Source organism: Salicola sp. AFF1, from assembly GCF_056783195.1.
Genome location: NZ_JBXAYL010000012.1, coordinates 53501 through 68178, shown reverse-complemented (window position 1 = coordinate 68178; position 14678 = coordinate 53501). Strand labels below are relative to the sequence as shown.

At 60.9% G+C, this 14678-nt stretch carries 16 protein-coding genes; 9 read left to right on the top strand and 7 right to left on the bottom strand.

The annotated features are described in order from the left end of the window. Positions 1-4: 4 nt before the first annotated feature. A complete protein-coding gene (locus AC1RQI_RS10095; RefSeq protein ID WP_481904664.1) occupies positions 5-1141 on the bottom strand; it encodes a murein hydrolase activator EnvC family protein in 1137 nt (378 codons plus the stop codon). Position 1142: 1 nt separating this feature from the next. After that, positions 1143-2693 carry a 2,3-bisphosphoglycerate-independent phosphoglycerate mutase gene (gpmI, locus tag AC1RQI_RS10090; RefSeq protein WP_481904663.1) on the bottom strand — a complete coding sequence of 517 codons (1551 nt, stop codon included), beginning with the start codon at positions 2691-2693 and terminating at the stop codon, positions 1143-1145. Positions 2694-2845: 152 nt separating this feature from the next. Here gpmI and AC1RQI_RS10085 point away from each other — a divergent pair, with 152 nt between their 5' ends. Both AC1RQI_RS10085 and secB read left to right on the top strand, forming a co-directional pair. Continuing rightward, positions 2846-3262, top strand: a complete 417-nt coding sequence (locus tag AC1RQI_RS10085) for a rhodanese-like domain-containing protein (RefSeq protein WP_416633480.1) — start codon at positions 2846-2848, stop codon at positions 3260-3262. Positions 3263-3330: 68 nt separating this feature from the next. Further along, on the top strand, positions 3331-3843 hold the full coding sequence (secB, locus tag AC1RQI_RS10080) for a protein-export chaperone SecB (protein WP_416633481.1): 513 nt from the start codon (positions 3331-3333) through the stop codon (positions 3841-3843). Positions 3844-3853: 10 nt separating this feature from the next. Here secB and AC1RQI_RS10075 read toward each other — a convergent pair whose 3' ends face one another. From AC1RQI_RS10075 to AC1RQI_RS10065, 3 genes are read right to left on the bottom strand one after another with little or no spacing between them, the layout of a single operon-like run. Then, positions 3854-4369, bottom strand: coding sequence for a hypothetical protein (locus tag AC1RQI_RS10075; protein ID WP_481904662.1), 516 nt, complete (start codon positions 4367-4369; stop codon positions 3854-3856). A gap of 25 nt (positions 4370-4394) precedes the next feature. Beyond that, complete coding sequence (locus tag AC1RQI_RS10070) at positions 4395-5045, bottom strand: DUF3047 domain-containing protein (RefSeq protein WP_481904661.1); 651 nt, start codon at positions 5043-5045, stop codon at positions 4395-4397. Continuing rightward, positions 5045-5806 carry an ElyC/SanA/YdcF family protein gene (locus tag AC1RQI_RS10065; protein ID WP_481904660.1) on the bottom strand — a complete coding sequence of 254 codons (762 nt, stop codon included), beginning with the start codon at positions 5804-5806 and terminating at the stop codon, positions 5045-5047. The genes AC1RQI_RS10070 and AC1RQI_RS10065 overlap by 1 nt, the downstream gene beginning before the upstream one ends. 74 nt (positions 5807-5880) lie before the next feature. Here AC1RQI_RS10065 and AC1RQI_RS10060 point away from each other — a divergent pair, with 74 nt between their 5' ends. Beyond that, positions 5881-7080 (top strand): DUF418 domain-containing protein, encoded by a 1200-nt coding sequence (locus tag AC1RQI_RS10060; protein ID WP_481904659.1) that lies wholly within the window; start codon positions 5881-5883, stop codon positions 7078-7080. Here the strand turns inward: AC1RQI_RS10060 and AC1RQI_RS10055 are convergent. Then, positions 7077-8849, bottom strand: a complete 1773-nt coding sequence (locus AC1RQI_RS10055; RefSeq protein ID WP_416633486.1) for an SLC13 family permease — start codon at positions 8847-8849, stop codon at positions 7077-7079. The genes AC1RQI_RS10060 and AC1RQI_RS10055 overlap by 4 nt on opposite strands. Before the next feature lie 5 nt (positions 8850-8854). Beyond that, positions 8855-9469: an adenylyl-sulfate kinase gene (gene cysC, locus AC1RQI_RS10050; protein ID WP_481904693.1), complete on the bottom strand. Its 615-nt coding sequence runs from the start codon at positions 9467-9469 to the stop codon at positions 8855-8857. Positions 9470-9611: 142 nt separating this feature from the next. Here cysC and AC1RQI_RS10045 point away from each other — a divergent pair, with 142 nt between their 5' ends. The 6 genes from AC1RQI_RS10045 (at position 9612) to AC1RQI_RS10020 (ending at position 14657) form a co-directional block, all read left to right on the top strand. Beyond that, the gene (locus AC1RQI_RS10045; RefSeq protein ID WP_481904658.1) at positions 9612-10790 is read left to right on the top strand and encodes an acetyl-CoA C-acetyltransferase; all 1179 of its coding nucleotides are present in this window, start codon (positions 9612-9614) and stop codon (positions 10788-10790) included. Positions 10791-10795: 5 nt separating this feature from the next. Next, positions 10796-11266: a tRNA (cytidine(34)-2'-O)-methyltransferase gene (locus AC1RQI_RS10040; protein ID WP_416633488.1), complete on the top strand. Its 471-nt coding sequence runs from the start codon at positions 10796-10798 to the stop codon at positions 11264-11266. After that, positions 11263-12369: a tRNA nucleotidyltransferase/poly(A) polymerase-related protein gene (locus AC1RQI_RS10035; protein ID WP_481904657.1), complete on the top strand. Its 1107-nt coding sequence runs from the start codon at positions 11263-11265 to the stop codon at positions 12367-12369. The genes AC1RQI_RS10040 and AC1RQI_RS10035 overlap by 4 nt, the downstream gene beginning before the upstream one ends. Positions 12370-12485: 116 nt before the next feature. After that, positions 12486-13367: a hypothetical protein gene (locus tag AC1RQI_RS10030; protein WP_481904656.1), complete on the top strand. Its 882-nt coding sequence runs from the start codon at positions 12486-12488 to the stop codon at positions 13365-13367. Between the two features lie 5 nt (positions 13368-13372). Continuing rightward, entirely contained in the window at positions 13373-13939 is a 567-nt protein-coding gene (locus tag AC1RQI_RS10025; RefSeq protein ID WP_481904655.1) for a hypothetical protein, read from the top strand. A 163-nt stretch (positions 13940-14102) separates the two neighbouring features. Beyond that, a complete protein-coding gene (locus AC1RQI_RS10020; protein WP_481904654.1) occupies positions 14103-14657 on the top strand; it encodes a hypothetical protein in 555 nt (184 codons plus the stop codon). Positions 14658-14678 lie beyond the last annotated feature (21 nt).

Sequence of the window (14678 nt, the reverse complement as noted above, 5' to 3'; positions counted from 1 at the left end):
CTGTTCAGTGCTTTTCGAGCCAGGCTTCGGGGTTTTCCGGCTGGCCATTATGGCGTATTTCAAAATAAAGGCCGGGCTGGGAACGTCCGCCACTGTTGCCGGTGTGGGCGATGGTCTCGCCGGCCTGCACCCATTCACCGGCTGAGCGGCTCAGGGTGTCGTTGTTGCCGTAAAGGCTCATGTAGCCGTCGCCATGATCTATGATGATCATGAGTCCGAACCCGCGCAACCAGTTGGCAAAAACAACCCGGCCGTAGTGGACCGCGCTTACGGGCGTGCCCTTGTCGGCGCGGATGCGGATGCCGTTGGCCTGCATGCCGCTGTTACCGACCGCCTCCCCGTAACGGTTGCTGACGGTTCCTTCCAATGGCCATGGCAGTTTAGCACGGAGATTGGCAAATGGCCGGACATCGCTGGGGGCTTCAATGCCTGAAATGGAGGCGGCCATTTCTTCAATCAGCGCTTGCAGGCGCTCCCGGTCTTCGCGCAGGGAACTCAGGCGGCTCTCGCGCTCACTGATGCGCTGGCGCAGTTCGGCCAGGCGCTGCTCGCGTTTGCGGCGTTGTTGACGGAGTTTATCCCGCTGTTGCCGGGCCTTTTCGTGTTTTGTCGTCAGCTGTTCGCGGGTGGTTTCCATCTCCTGGCGATTGCGCTCCAGGGCCTTCAGTGTCTCCGCCAGCTCGGTCAGGCGCTTGCGGGTGTGGTCCCCGAGCCGCTGGTGCCATTGCAGCAGGCGGGCGGCCTGGCCAGGGTCCTCCTCGGACAGAAACAGTTTCAGAGCAGGTTGGTTGCCCTGGCGCCACGCGGAGCGGACCACCTCCCTCAATGTTGCTCGGCCCCGTTCAGCCTCGTTTGCCAGCTGCTGGTTGCGCTGCTCCAATCCGTCGAGTTCCTCGTCAAGCTGTGCGATCTCGGAACTGATCCGGCGGAGGCGCTTCCGGCTCCGGGCCACCGCCTGCTCGGCTTCGCGCAGGCGGGTCAGGTGGGCGTCCTCGTCAGCGCGCGCGTCCTCAAGCCAGTGTGATACGGACTGGATGGCTTCCTTGACGTCCTCCAGGCGCTTGCGGGCCGCCTGCTCATTGTCCTGTGCCGGAGCCGCGAGCGCCGTCCCAAGCAGGAGGGCCAGAACGGCGCGGCGCATCTCAGGTACCAGGCTGGATCAGGGTCTGGCCGGTCATCTCCGCCGGCTGTGGATGATCCATCAGGCTCAGCAGCGAGGGCGCTATATCACACAGGGCCCCGTTGTCGCGCAGGCTGACCTGGCGATCCCCCACATAAACCAGCGGCACTGGCAGTCTGGTATGGGCCGTGTGGGCCTGCCCTGTTTCCGGGTCCCGCATCTGTTCGCAGTTGCCGTGGTCGGCGGTGACCAGGGCCTGGCCGCCATTCGCCTCAAGGGCTTCCAGTACCCGTCCTACGCTTTGGTCCACCGCTTCGGCCGCCTTTGTGGCGGCTTCAATGCTGCCAGTGTGTCCGACCATGTCGCCGTTGGCATAGTTGCAGATCACCAGGTCGTACTGGCCACTGTTGATGGCCTCTACCAGGCGCTCCGTGACTTCCGGTGCGCTCATTTCCGGTTGCAGGTCGTAGGTGGCTACCTTGGGGGAAGGCACCAGGATGCGATCCTCACCCGGGAACGGCTCTTCCCGCCCGCCGTTGAAGAAGAAGGTGACGTGGGCGTACTTTTCCGTTTCCGCGATGCGCAGCTGCTTGAGCCCCAGGTTGCTGGCATATTCCCCGAGCATGTTGGGGAGTGACTCGGGAGGATAGGCGCAGCTGGTGTCCAGATTGGCCTCGTATTCCGTGAGCGTCACGAAATCGGACAGGCGTGGCTCGCTCTGGCGCGTGAAACCGCTGACGTTCTGGTCCACAAACGCGTGCGCCAGCTGGCGGGCGCGGTCGGCACGGAAGTTCATGAACAGCACCGCGTCACCGTCGTTGATGGTGACCGGGGATTCGCCTTCAGCGGCGATCGCAGTGGCGGCAACGAATTCATCGTCCTCGCCCCGTTCATAGGCCGCTTCCAGCGCTGCGATGGCGTCACCCGATTGGTAGTCGGCCTCGCCCAGGGTGAGCAGGTTGTAGGCCTTTTCGATACGGTCCCAGTTGTTGTCACGGTCCATGGCGAAGTAGCGGCCGATGACCGAGGCAACCTTTCCGACGCCGGCTTCGCGCAGCAGCCGGTCGGCCTTTTCCAGCGACTCCCTGGCGCTGCGCGGGGGCATGTCACGTCCGTCCAGAAACGCATGGATATAGACCTTGCGGGCACCCTGATCCATGGCCATACGGCAGGCGGCGAACAGGTGCTCCTCGTGGCTGTGCACACCGCCGGGTGAGAGCAGCCCCATGATGTGAACGGCAGCGTCGGCGGCAATGGCGCTGCGGATCGCGCCACCGAGCGCCGGGTTCTCCGCCAGCGTGCCGTTGTCGATGTCGCGGCTGATCCGGGTCAGGCTCTGGTAGACCACACGCCCGGCACCCAGGTTCATGTGGCCGACTTCTGAGTTGCCCATCTGGCCTTCGGGCAGCCCCACAGCCAGGCCACTGGTGTTCAGAAGCGTGCGCGGGCATTGCGCCCAGAGGCTGTCCCACACCGGGGTATGGCCCAGGGTCACGGCGTTGTCGTCGGAGGCCTCACGCTGGCCCCAGCCATCCATGATGATGAGCGCGGTTGTCTGACGTCTGTCACTCATGTTCGGGTTCCGGGTTGCCTAGAAACGTCCTGATTCTAACCTGATTGCGGTCGCCCCGGCCATTGGCACACCTGTCGTCGCTGCCGGGGGCTGTGTATAATCGCCGCTGAACGAACAGGGCCCGCTTGGCCCGGACACAGGTGTGGCGGAGAATGATCCAACAGCTATTCGAGTTTGCCATCAATCACTGGATTCTGGTCAGTGCTTTCGTCGTACTGCTGCTGGCGCTTTTCTGGGTGGAAAGCAGCCGTGCGGGGCGCAAGCTGGCGCCGCAGGAAGCCGTGCTCATGCTCAACCGGGATGAGGCGGTTGTGGTGGATGTGCGCGAGAAGAAAGAGTTTTCCGAAGGCCACATCCGTGGTGCCGAGCACATTCCCATGTCAAAGCTTAAGGAAAGTGGGAACCAGCTCCGGAAATACAAGGACAAACTCATTATCCTCGTGGACAAGGCGGGTCAGCATTCAGGCATGGCCGTCAAGGAGATTCCCAATCGCGAGGAACTCCAGGTGGCCAGGCTCGCGGGTGGCATGATGGAGTGGCGCAACGCCAACCTCCCGGTCACCAAGTGAATGCCCCGGCTTACGCGGCGGGCCGGGGTTGTCGGCCCGGGCAGTAACCCTAGACAGGAATAAACGCAATGGCTGAAAGCAACGACACACAGGCTGGCGCCGCTGGCAGCCAGCAGGGCGACGAGAACCAGCCGCAGTTCGCGCTGCAGCGCGTCTACATCAAGGACAGCTCCTTCGAGGCACCCAATACACCCGGTATCTTCCGTGAGCAGTGGAAGCCGGAAGTGAGCATGGACCTGAACACGAGCCATACTTCGCTAGGCGATGATCAGTACGAGGTGGTGCTGACGTTGACGCTGACGGCGAAGATCGGCGAGACCACGGCTTACATCGTTGAGGTGCAGCAGGCGGGGATCGTGCTGGTACGCAACTTCGACGAGGGCCGGCTGGGCCAGATGCTGGGCGCCTATTGCCCCAATGTGCTCTTTCCGTATGCCCGGGAGTCGATCGATACCCTGGTGACCAAGGGCAGCTTCCCGCCCCTGATGCTGGCGCCGGTCAACTTTGATGCCATCTATCAGCAGGCACTTGAGCGCCGTCGCCAGGAGCAGGCGGGCGAAGCGGAACAGCAGAACCACTGAGCCGCCCGGCTCAGAGGCAGCGCCCGTCCTCCACGCCTCGACGGCAGTAGTGGCGGGCTTCAACCCGCTGTATCCGCCAGCATCCGTCGGCTTTTTCCAGACGGATGCGGTGATCAACGCCCGCTACCGAATCATCGCGGAATCCCCAGCGCTGGAGCAGGCCGGTCACATGACCCTCGGTCTCTTCGCGGGTCCGCATGCTGGTCTGTAGTGACCCGGCCTGGGCCTTGCCCACAAGGTTTCGCGCTTCAGCCCAGCTTTCCAGCACTTCCTGTGGGTTGTTGCAGGGGGTGATGGGGGATTCCGGGGTCAGTTCCGGGACCTGTTGCCAATCCATGACGCCAGGTTCATACCCATTGTCTTTGGCTTTCTGGCGGTAATCGGCCCATTCCGGTTGCTGGTAGAACGCGTCGTTGCCGGCGGGAAAGTGGGATTCCCCGGAACATCCGGCGAGGATGCTGAAAGCCATGGCGGAAATCGCCAGGAAAGGCTTTGAGAGGCGGGTTCTGACATTGATTGATTGCATGCCCCGTATCATGCCCGATTATTGCTCACTCCGCCAAACGGTTCCTGGCGCTGCGTAGATGGATTCGGCCGTACCAGGCGCGGGTCTGGCCCCCGTGGTTATCGCAGTCGGTCATGATGGCGAGAGCGGTGATGCGTTCCGGCGCCTTTCCGAACTGCTCTATGAAGTCCGCCCGCAGGTTCCGGGTCACCGTGTGCCACTGGCCGTTCTCTCTGGGTGGGCCTGAGTCAACCGCGATCATTCGTGCCCGGGACTGGAAGGGGTTGGTCCAGCTGCTGCCTTTGGGCTCCTGGCTGGCCCAGATGTAGTTGAGTGCGCGTGTCTTCCAGCGCAGCCATGTGGGTTCGTGGACCGCGTAGATCCGGGCGGGAAAGTCATCCCCTTCCCGGGTACGCTCGTCAATGTCGCTGTAAACGGACTCGACCCGCCAGCGCCACTCGATGATGGGGGTTTCGTCGAGATTAATCGGTTGCTCAAGGTAAAGGCCTGAAGCCGCGCCGCCCTGGCAACTGGCCCGGACCGCTTCCACGCCCCCTTCGGTTACCAGTTCGTAATCCGTCCGTCCGGTAAAGCGATGGTGTTCCCACTCGGCGATGGCCGTAGCGGGAAAGGTTTGGTCGGCCATACCTGGGGTGCTGAGAAGCATCAGGATCAGCAGCGCCATCCCTCGGACCATCAGATGTAGCCTTGGAGCCAGGCCCAGGCAATGCCCAGGTATTCGTGGATGGCGCGTTCGCTCATCTCCACGGCCTGCGCGGAGGGGAGCCAGAAAGCGGGATCGTTCTTGGTGGAGGTTACCGTTGCGCGCCGGGCCGTTGGTGCCGGGATCGGGTTAAGGCCCGCCTTGCGGTTGAGCATCATGGCGCGGGGCATATGTGAGGCCGATGTCACCAGCAGGAAGGGCGCGTCGCCCACCGCATCCCGCATGAACCGGGCTTCCTCGCGGGTGTTGCGTGGATTGGGGTGGATGCGTAGCCGCTGTGGGTCCGCCCCCATGGCGATGGCAGCCCGGCTCATAACGGTGGCACTGGGGGCGTTGCCAAAGACGCTTCCCCCCGAGAGCACCAGGGTGCTTTCGGGCAGTGCCCGTTGGAGGCGAAGGCCTTCGGCGAGCCGGAGGCTGGCAATGCCGCTCAAGCGGGTTGTTGCCGGTGCGTCCGCATTCCCGGAGGCGCTGGAACCGAGCACCAGTATCCAGCGGATGTCCTGGAAGGCTTCAGGTTGACTGATGGGCGCATAGCGGGATTCCAGGGGTATTATCAGGCAGCGTGCAAGCGGTTCTACGGAGAATACCAGAAACAGAAGGATCGCTATGCAGCTGGTGGTGACGGCCAGGCGCCTGCGCTTGAGCAGCTGCAGTAGCCCGCCTGCGAGAAGGAGCAGGCAGACCAGCGGCAATGGAGCGAGCAGTGCGGCGATGGTTTTTGTCAGCAGCATGGCTGGAAGGGTACCCGATCCCGTCGTGTGCGGGAAACATTTGACACCGGCGATGGCGGGATCAGAATTGGGGCATGTCTCAGTCCCCGAACCGTCTGGCCAGTCTTGATGTGCTGCGTGGAATCGCCATCCTCGGCATCCTGGTGATCAATGTCCGGGCTTTTGCTGAAGTGTCTACCGCCCAGCTTAACCCCGGGGTTATGGGCAGCTTCGAAGGGCCGGATTTCTGGATCTGGTTTGTCTCCCACCTGTTGTTCGAATACAGCTTCATGCCGTTGTTGGCCGCGCTTTTCGGTGCCGGGCTGGTGATCCAGGGAGATCGGCTGTCTGCGCGAGGGCTTCAAGCGGGGCGGGTGATCCGGCGCCGCATGGCAGCTCTGGCGATGATTGGTCTAGGGCACCTGGTATTCATCTGGTACGGCGATATCCTGTTGCTGTACGCGGTGGTGGGGGTTATTGCGGCGCGTTTCCGCCACCTGCCGCCGCCCCGGCTTCTGGGCTGGGCGCTGCTGTTCTACCTTGTTCCCTTCGCCTTCGCCCTGTTCATGACGGCAGCGCTCAACTGGCTTCCCGCGGACGAGTATGAAACCGTCAGGCAGCAGTTCTGGAGCGCTGGTTCCTCCCAGGTGCAGCAAGAGCTCGAGGCTTACCGGGGAAGCTGGATGACCCAGTTACAGCATCGGCTCACGGTGCTGGTGGAGAGCTGGCCGGCCATGCTGATAACCGAGTCAGGGTGGCGCGTCCTGGCACTGATGCTGGTGGGGATGGCGCTCTATCGCGCTGGTTTTTTCTCCGGCACCTGGCCGGAGTCACCCTATCGGCGGCTTGCGTTGCTGGGTTTCGGCATGGGTCTGCCTCTATGCCAGTGGGGCGTACTCTACAATATGACCCATGAGTGGCGCATGGCGGAGGCGCTTTACGCGGGCCGGCAGTTCAACCTGTGGGCGGGGCCGCTGGTAGCCTTGGGCTGGGCCTCGCTGGTGATGCTGGCGCTTCGGCGTGGTCTTATGAAGGGGGCTCTGGAACGCGTCAGGGCGTTGGGTAAGGTGGCGCTCAGTGCCTACTTGCTGTGTTCGCTGCTGGGCACCGCCTTTTTCTACACTGGCGGGCGCTTTGAGGGCACGCCGCGGCTTGTTCAGCTCCAGTTTGTTCTGGCCGTATGGTTGGTGTTGCTGGTGATCGCGCCATTGTGGCTGCGCTATTGGCGGACCGGGCCCGCCGAATGGTTGTGGCGGCGCTTTGCGTACCAGCACCCGCCGGATGAACCTCTTTAGCCCTGGAAGCTCCAGATCTGAGGGATCAGGGTGATGGCGGTGGCGGCCACCAACAGGCTCAGGGGGATGCCCATGCGCATGTAGTCGGTGAACCGGTAGCGGCCGGGCCCATACACCATGAGGTTGGTCTGGTAACCCAGTGGGGTGATGAAACTGGCGCTGGCGGCAAACATGACCGCAATGGCGAAGGGCAGGAAGTTCACCCCCAGCTGTTCGGAGAGTGCCAGGGCAATGGGAAACATGAGCACGGCCGCGGCATTGTTGGTGATCACCTCTGTGAACAGGGCGGTTAGCAGATAGACAATGGCCAGGGCCACCCAGGGCGATAGGTCACTGTGGCCGAGAAGACTGCCCGCCACCCACTGGGCCGCCCCGGTCTCATCCATGGCGTTGCCGAGGGCAAAGGACGAGGCAATGATGACCAGCACCGGCAGATCCAGGCTCCGTCGGGCACGCGAGGCGCTGGTACAGCCGAAAAGGATCATGGCGCCGCTGGCCAGGAAAGCTGCTTCCATGATGCTGAGCAGGCCACTGGCGCTAAGGGTTACCATGGCGGCCAGGATGCCGAGGGCCACGGGAGCGCGGCTGAAATCCGGCGGGGTGGAATCGTTGAGCGCGCTCACCAGCAGAAAGTCGCGCCGGAACCGGTACTGTTCCACGAATTCGTGGCTGGCTTCCAGCAGCAGTGTATCGCCCATGCGGAGCCGGATGTCGCCCAGTTTCCCGGATACCCGCTTGCCTTCACGCGAGACTGAGAGGATGGCGGCGTTGAAACGGGAGCGGAAGCGGCTTTCACGTACGGTTTGGCCCAGCCCCGCAAACTCAGGACCGAGAACGACTTCCACCAGGCAGCGCTGGTGGTTGGCCAGCTCCAGCTGCTGGATATTGGCATTGGCCGGCTGGAGGCCCTGTATGCGGCGCAGCTCACTGGCGCATTCCGGAGCCCCGACAAAATAGAGGCGGTCGCCGCCCTGAAGGTCGCGGTCCGGCTCCACGGGTGAGATCAGATGCCCGTCGCGTTCAATCTCCGTGAGATAGCCATAGTTCAGCGCCCTCAAGCCGGCCTCGGCAACGGTTTTACCCGGCAAGGGACCCTTGTCGTCGACTTCCACTTCCACGCCGTATTCGCGTACGGCGTCCAGGTCCTCGCTGATGCCACCGCGATCGGGAAGCATGCGGTTGGCGAACAGCACCAGGAAGGTGCCGCCGATCAACAGCAGCGGGAGGCCCACCCAGGCCAGCTCGAACAGGCCAAGATGGATGTCGAGGCGGGACTGCAGCAGACCATCCACCACCAGGTTGGTGCTCGTACCGATCAGGGTGCAGGTACCGCCCAGGATGGCGGCATAGCTCAGCGGCAATAGCAACCGGGAAGCCGGGATACCCAGGCGCTGGGCCCAGTCCTGGACTGCCGGGATGAACATGGCCACCACGGCGGTATTGTTCATGAAGGCGCTCATCAGGCCAGTCGGGGCAACCAGCCGTGCCTGGGCCCGCCAGGCGCCCCTGGGGTGGCCGAGGAGATGGCGGGCCAGCCATTGGATGGCGCCGGTCTCCTTGAGCCCGGCCGCGACCACGTAAAGGGTGGCAATGGTAATAACGCCCGGGTTCGAGAACCCCGCCAGTGCCTGCGCCGGTGAGAGGATGCCCAGGATCAGCATGGCGGCCAGCGCGGTCATAAGAACAAGGTCCGCGGACAGCCGCGTGAAGACCAGGGTGCCCAGAACCAGCGCGAGTGTGGTCAGGGTGAACGCCGCTTCCCAGTCCATGGTGGTCAGGTGTCGTCCCCGGGTTTGAGCAGTCGGCGCTCCCTGAGGTAGCAGAGGAGGTTGTCGACGCAGTCGTCCACGCTGAGATCCGAAGTGTCCAGGGTGATCTCCGGGTGTGCTGGAACCTCGTATGGGGAGTCTATGCCGGTGAACTCCCGGATTTCGCCGCTTCGGGCCCGGCGATACAGCCCTTTGGGATCACGCTCCTCGCAGGTGGACAGCGGCGTGTCCATGAACACCTCGATGAATTCACCAGCGGGAAACATGTTGCGGATCAGGCGGCGGTCGCTGGCGAAAGGGGAGATGAAAGCGCTCAGCACGATCAGACCGGCGTCCGCAAACAGCTTGCTCACCTCTCCGATGCGTCGGATGTTTTCTACCCGGTCTTCACGGGAAAAGCCGAGGTCCCTGTTCAGGCCATGGCGGACATTGTCACCGTCCAGCAGGAAGGTGTGATAACCCTGCTGGTGGAGGGCAACGTCCAGTGCATTGGCAATTGTGGACTTCCCCGAGCCTGAAAGGCCGGTGAACCACAGCAGGCAGGGGTGTTGGTACTTGAGGCTGGCACGCTCGGTGCGTGAGATTTTGTGATCGTGCCAGACAATGTGCTCACTCACGATGATGTCTTCCTTAAAGCCGACTGGAAGCGGAACCTGCTTATTCTCATCCACTCGCCATGGCCGGTGCAATGCTGGCTCAGAGCCCAAGCTTGCGAGCATCTGGTAAACTGGTCTCAAAATCTGAAGACAGGAGCAAGCAGCCATGCGTGATGTTGTTATTGCAGCGGCAAGGCGTACCGCCATCGGTACTTTTGGCGGTGGCCTGGCGGATCAGAGCGCGGCCCAGCTGGGAGCCACTGTTATCCAGCAGCTGCTCAGCGAGACCGGCATCAGCTCGGAGCAGGTGGACGAGGTGATTCTGGGGCAGGTACTGACTGCTGGTGTGGGTCAGAACCCGGCCCGCCAGGCAGCGATTGGGGGTGGACTCAGCGAGGCGGTCCCGGCCATGACCATCAACAAGGTCTGTGGCTCCGGGCTCAAATCCCTGCACCTGGCGACCCAGGCGGTGCGGTGTGGCGACGCGGAACTGGTGATCGCCGGCGGCCAGGAGAGCATGAGCCAGGCTCCCCATGTGCTGCCGAACAGTCGCAATGGCCAGAAGATGGGGCATTGGCAGCTGATCGACTCCATGATTCAGGATGGCCTCTGGGACGCCTTTAACGATTACCACATGGGGGTGACCGCCGAGAACATCGCCCGTGAATACAGTATCACCCGCCAGGAACAGGATGAGTTCGCCGCGGCCTCCCAGCAGAAAGCGGAAGCGGCCATCAACGAGGGGCGCTTCAGCGATGAAATCGTTCCGGTCCGCATTCCCCAGCGCAAGGGCGATCCCAGGGTGGTGGATACGGATGAGAACCCGCGTCCGGGCGTAACCGCCGAGGGGCTTGGTGGCCTGAAGCCGGCGTTCCAGAAGGATGGTGGCGTGACGCCGGGCAATGCCTCGGCCCTGAATGACGGTGCCGCGGCGGTCGTGGTGTGTTCCGCGGAAAAAGCCGAGGAGCTGGGCCTTGAGCCACTGGCCACCATCCGGGGTTACGCCAACGCGGGCGTGGCACCGTCGGTCATGGGGACTGGCCCCATCCCGGCAACCCGCCGTGCGCTGGATCATGCTGGCTGGGGCGTGGATCAGCTGGAGCTGGTGGAAGCCAATGAGGCTTTCGCGGCCCAGGCCATTGCCGTGAACCGGGATCTCGGCTGGGATACGGGCAAGGTGAACGTCAACGGTGGCGCCATTGCCCTTGGGCACCCGATTGGCGCCTCCGGCTGCCGGATCCTGGTGACGCTGCTGCACGAGATGCGCAAGCGTGATGCCCAAAAGGGTCTGGCGACGCTGTGCATTGGCGGAGGCATGGGTGTGGCGCTCGCGCTTGAGCGCTGATCCCGATGCTGCGTATTGCGTTGTTCGAGCCGGAGATTCCTCCGAACACCGGCAATATCATCCGCCTGGCGGCCAATACCGGCTTCAGCCTGCACCTGATCCGGCCGTTGGGGTTCAGCCTTGACGACCGGCGCATGCGGCGGGCTGGCCTGGATTATTCCGAGTTCGCCAGCATGCGGGTGCACTCGGACTATGACGCCTTCCTGGCCGAGCCCGGGGTGAACCCCCAGCGTGTGTTCGGGATTTCTTCCAGGGGCAGTACGGGCCACTACCAGGCTGCCTTCCAGCCCGGCGATACCCTGCTGTTTGGCCCCGAGACCCGGGGCCTTCCGGATGCCGTTCTGGCATCCCTTCCCGAGGGCCATCGCCTGCGCATCCCCATGCTTCCAAGGCGGCGGAGTCTGAACCTGTCCAACGCGGCATCTATCGTGGTGTACGAGGCCTGGCGACAGCTGGGATTTGAGGGAGCGGAATGATGAAGCAGTATCTGGTCGGCGGCGTGGTTCGTGATGAACTCCTGGGTATTCCGGTTAAGGACCGGGACTGGGTAGTGGTGGGCGCCACGCCACAGGAGATGCTGGATGCCGGGTACAAGCAGGTGGGAGCGGACTTTCCGGTTTTCCTTCATCCAGAAACGAATGAGGAATACGCCCTGGCCCGCACCGAGCGCAAGCAGGGGCATGGCTACCATGGTTTCACGGTGCATGCCGACCCGGATGTGACCCTGGAGGAGGATCTGCAGCGCCGGGATCTCACCATTAATGCCATGGCCAGGTCCGTTGATGGCGAAGTGGTTGATCCGTTCGGGGGCCAGGCGGATCTTGAAGCCCGCCTGCTTCGCCATGTCTCCAGCGCCTTCACCGAAGATCCCCTGAGAATCCTTCGTACCGCCCGTTTCGCTGCCCGTTTCGCGCCACTGGGATTCCGGGTAGCCGACGACACAATGACATTGATGCAGCAAATGGTAGCCGATGGTGAGGCCGACCATCTGGTGGCCGAACGGGTCTGGCAGGAAACCCGCCGGGCCCTCCATGAGCAAGCGCCTGCCGTTTATTTCGAGGTTCTTGATGCCTGTGGCGCGCTGGCCGTCGTGATGCCGGAAATCGCCGCGCTGTTTGCCAGGGATGGGCGTGAGCCCCTGGATCATCTGGAAAGGGCGACAGAGCGGAGCGATGATACCGACGTCCGTTTTGCTGCACTGGTTGCCGGTCTTGATTCCGGGGAGCGCGAAGCGCTCAACAGCCGCATGAAGATGCCCAATGACTGCAAGGAACTTGCCGCGACATCCGGAACGCTTCTGGAGCGGTTTCCCGTTGATGGCAGGCTTTCAGCCGAGCGGGTTCAGGCGCTGATTGACGAAGGCGATGGCTGGCGGCGCCCTGAACGATTCGAGCGGATTCTGTTGGTGCTGGAAGCTGTTGGTATTCCCGCCGCTTGGACGAACGCGCTTACTGAGGCCCGTGCTCAGGCCAGCCAGGTCGATCCCAAAGCGTTGATGGCAGAAGGCTACAAAGGTAAGGCATTGGGTGAGGCTATCCAGCGTGAGCGGCTTCGGTGCATCCGGAATGTCGTTGGTTGAGCACCCATAAGCCTATGGTTCCTTGACACCCGTGGTTGGAACTTCGAAAATTCAGCTCGCTGAAAAAAGGATTATTTCGAGCCAATTGGCTCAGGCACTGGAACAAGGAGGTCACCATGCTGCATCACCAAAGAACCCGCCGCCACCTTGAGCAGAACAGGCGCAAGGCCCTCAGGGAAGCCCTCCAGAGAGAGTTCGACAGCAACCAGGTGGATTTGTATGCCCTTCAGGTTCACGAACTTGTTGGTATCTGGGTAAATACGAAGAAGAAACTGAAGCGCTCGGAAGCGGAGATTGGCGAGGAGTTTGAGCAGCTTACCGGGTACGGACTCGAATTCATCCGGGATCACGGCTCCAACGTTTCCAGTAGTGTTGTTCTGGGTAAGCTTGCCGCAGATATGAACCGGTCAGGGCATATCTTTACAACCTACCGGGTTGTTCAGCAGGGAGGCCGGAAGTTCATTATTTTCAGGGGAAAGCCTGGGTTACGCAGATATCTGAACGCGCCTCGTTATGGTATGAAGAACCCGAAGGTTATGAGAATGGGGGTTGGTAAGGCCGCTATGGGCAGCCTTGCACGCAGTAGTATCTTGTTTACTGTCATTGTTATCCCTATCACACGTGGTTTTGAATGGCTTTTTCTGGACAAGCAGGCTGCTATTGAATCGGTTTTGGCAAAGATTTCGACTGACCTAGTAAAGGGGATAATTGCTACTGGAGTGGGGTATCTTACGGGAGTGCTGGTTCCCATTCTGGTCGGAGGCGCTACTATTGCTGTTGCTCCCTTGGCGGCAGGGATCTTGGCGGCCGTAATGGTAGGCTTTGGTTTAAACTTTTTGGACAAAAGGCTGGGTATTACTGAAAAGTTGGCAGGCGCCCTCGCCGATCATAGAGATCAATGGGAACAGGCTATGAGCAAAGTGCACAAGGATAATAGTTATTTCTTTGGTACAGCTGAGGGCCAACTGCAGTTTATGCAACGGTTTCTCAGGCGATGAGCCGTATGTCTGGGGATGATGATGGCGTTGTTGCAGCTGAACCAAAAGTGATGGTCCTTGGAGGGCTTTTCTTTATAGCCTTGGTGTTACTGTTGACCTTCCTTGGTGTATGGGGCATCAGTGATGTCCATGAAGAGTATCGCAAGCTGCTCGCTCAGGACGCACCTATTCTACTCCAAAGCACGGGAATCTCCTTTTTCTACCTGTGCTTCCCGGGATTGATAGGACTTTTTTGGATTGGTCTTTCTGCGCTGATAGCGGGTATCCGCCAATCCTCGGATAGCCCACGGCGCCGACGGCATATGAAGATTGCCAGTTGCCTGATCGTGGTTGGTGTGGTGGCCATGTTTGCGGGGCGTTACATTGGGAATTCGTACTGGTCGGAAATTTTCAGGGATGCTGGGTACGTCTCGTGCGAGAATTCGTTCGCTATCACTGGTAAGTGGGCGGAGGTAGTCTGGGTTCGCGACAAGGCTTACTGTGCTGATGAGGAGGTGCGTCGTCTTTTCTCCTCGTACGAGTACAGTCTCAAGGATGTTAACGAGTACCTTGCTCAAAAAGAGAGTAGTTGAGGGCGTTATTCAGTAAAAACCTGGGGATTACTGCAAGTCTGGCGGATTCGATCGCGGAACACCGAGCTTTGTGGGAACAGGATCTAAAGAAAGTGCGTAGGGACAGCAGTTATTTCTTTGGAGTCAGCTGCAATTTATGCAGCGGTTTCTCAGGTGAGAGTCTATGTCCAAAGATGATGGCACTGTAGTGACAGAACCGAAGGTCATGATTGCGGCAGGGCTTTCCCTTAGCGTTCTTGCGCTTGTATTGATCGCTGGTTGTGCGTGGCTGCTGAATTTAACCCATCAAGAGTATTGGGAACTGCTCCGACAGGAGGCACCTGTGTTGGTGCATAGCCCGGGAGTATCCTTTTTTTACCTGATCTTTCTCGGTTTCGCGGGGATGTTCCTGATGGGTGTGTGTGCTGTCCTGGCTGAGATTCGTCACGCACGGGATAGCCCGGCTCGACAGCGTTGCATGAAGATTGCCAGCTATATGATGGCTATTGGCGTCGTTGCTATGTTAGCCGGCCGCTATATTGGAAACTGGTATTGGGAAGAAACATTCAGGAATGCTGGATATGAATCCTGCAAAATGTCGTTCAGTATTACCAATATGTGGGAGCAGACGGTCTGGGTTCGGGACCTGTCGTCCTGTCATGACGAAACAGTTCGGCGAATGTTCCGCTCCTCTGATCATGAGTTGGGCGACATTAACAATTATCTGAATAAAAAATAGCCACATGCATTAGCAGTTCAG

What these genes read in the sequence shown, in the direction of transcription:
- AC1RQI_RS10095 (WP_481904664.1), bottom strand. Translation starts at nt 1,141, where the DNA reads ATGCGCCGCGCCGTTCTGGCCCTCCTGCTTGGGACGGCGCTCGCGGCT.
- AC1RQI_RS10070 (WP_481904661.1), bottom strand. Translation starts at nt 5,045, where the DNA reads ATGGTCCGAGGGATGGCGCTGCTGATCCTGATGCTTCTCAGCACCCCA.
- AC1RQI_RS10040 (WP_416633488.1), top strand. Translation starts at nt 10,796, where the DNA reads ATGCTGCGTATTGCGTTGTTCGAGCCGGAGATTCCTCCGAACACCGGC.
- AC1RQI_RS10030 (WP_481904656.1), top strand. Translation starts at nt 12,486, where the DNA reads ATGCTGCATCACCAAAGAACCCGCCGCCACCTTGAGCAGAACAGGCGC.
- AC1RQI_RS10025 (WP_481904655.1), top strand. Translation starts at nt 13,373, where the DNA reads ATGTCTGGGGATGATGATGGCGTTGTTGCAGCTGAACCAAAAGTGATG.
- AC1RQI_RS10020 (WP_481904654.1), top strand. Translation starts at nt 14,103, where the DNA reads ATGTCCAAAGATGATGGCACTGTAGTGACAGAACCGAAGGTCATGATT.
- AC1RQI_RS10045 (WP_481904658.1), top strand. Translation starts at nt 9,612, where the DNA reads ATGCGTGATGTTGTTATTGCAGCGGCAAGGCGTACCGCCATCGGTACT.
- AC1RQI_RS10075 (WP_481904662.1), bottom strand. Translation starts at nt 4,369, where the DNA reads ATGCAATCAATCAATGTCAGAACCCGCCTCTCAAAGCCTTTCCTGGCG.
- secB (WP_416633481.1), top strand. Translation starts at nt 3,331, where the DNA reads ATGGCTGAAAGCAACGACACACAGGCTGGCGCCGCTGGCAGCCAGCAG.
- AC1RQI_RS10060 (WP_481904659.1), top strand. Translation starts at nt 5,881, where the DNA reads ATGTCTCAGTCCCCGAACCGTCTGGCCAGTCTTGATGTGCTGCGTGGA.
- AC1RQI_RS10055 (WP_416633486.1), bottom strand. Translation starts at nt 8,849, where the DNA reads ATGGACTGGGAAGCGGCGTTCACCCTGACCACACTCGCGCTGGTTCTG.
- AC1RQI_RS10035 (WP_481904657.1), top strand. Translation starts at nt 11,263, where the DNA reads ATGATGAAGCAGTATCTGGTCGGCGGCGTGGTTCGTGATGAACTCCTG.
- AC1RQI_RS10085 (WP_416633480.1), top strand. Translation starts at nt 2,846, where the DNA reads ATGATCCAACAGCTATTCGAGTTTGCCATCAATCACTGGATTCTGGTC.
- AC1RQI_RS10065 (WP_481904660.1), bottom strand. Translation starts at nt 5,806, where the DNA reads ATGCTGCTGACAAAAACCATCGCCGCACTGCTCGCTCCATTGCCGCTG.
- gpmI (WP_481904663.1), bottom strand. Translation starts at nt 2,693, where the DNA reads ATGAGTGACAGACGTCAGACAACCGCGCTCATCATCATGGATGGCTGG.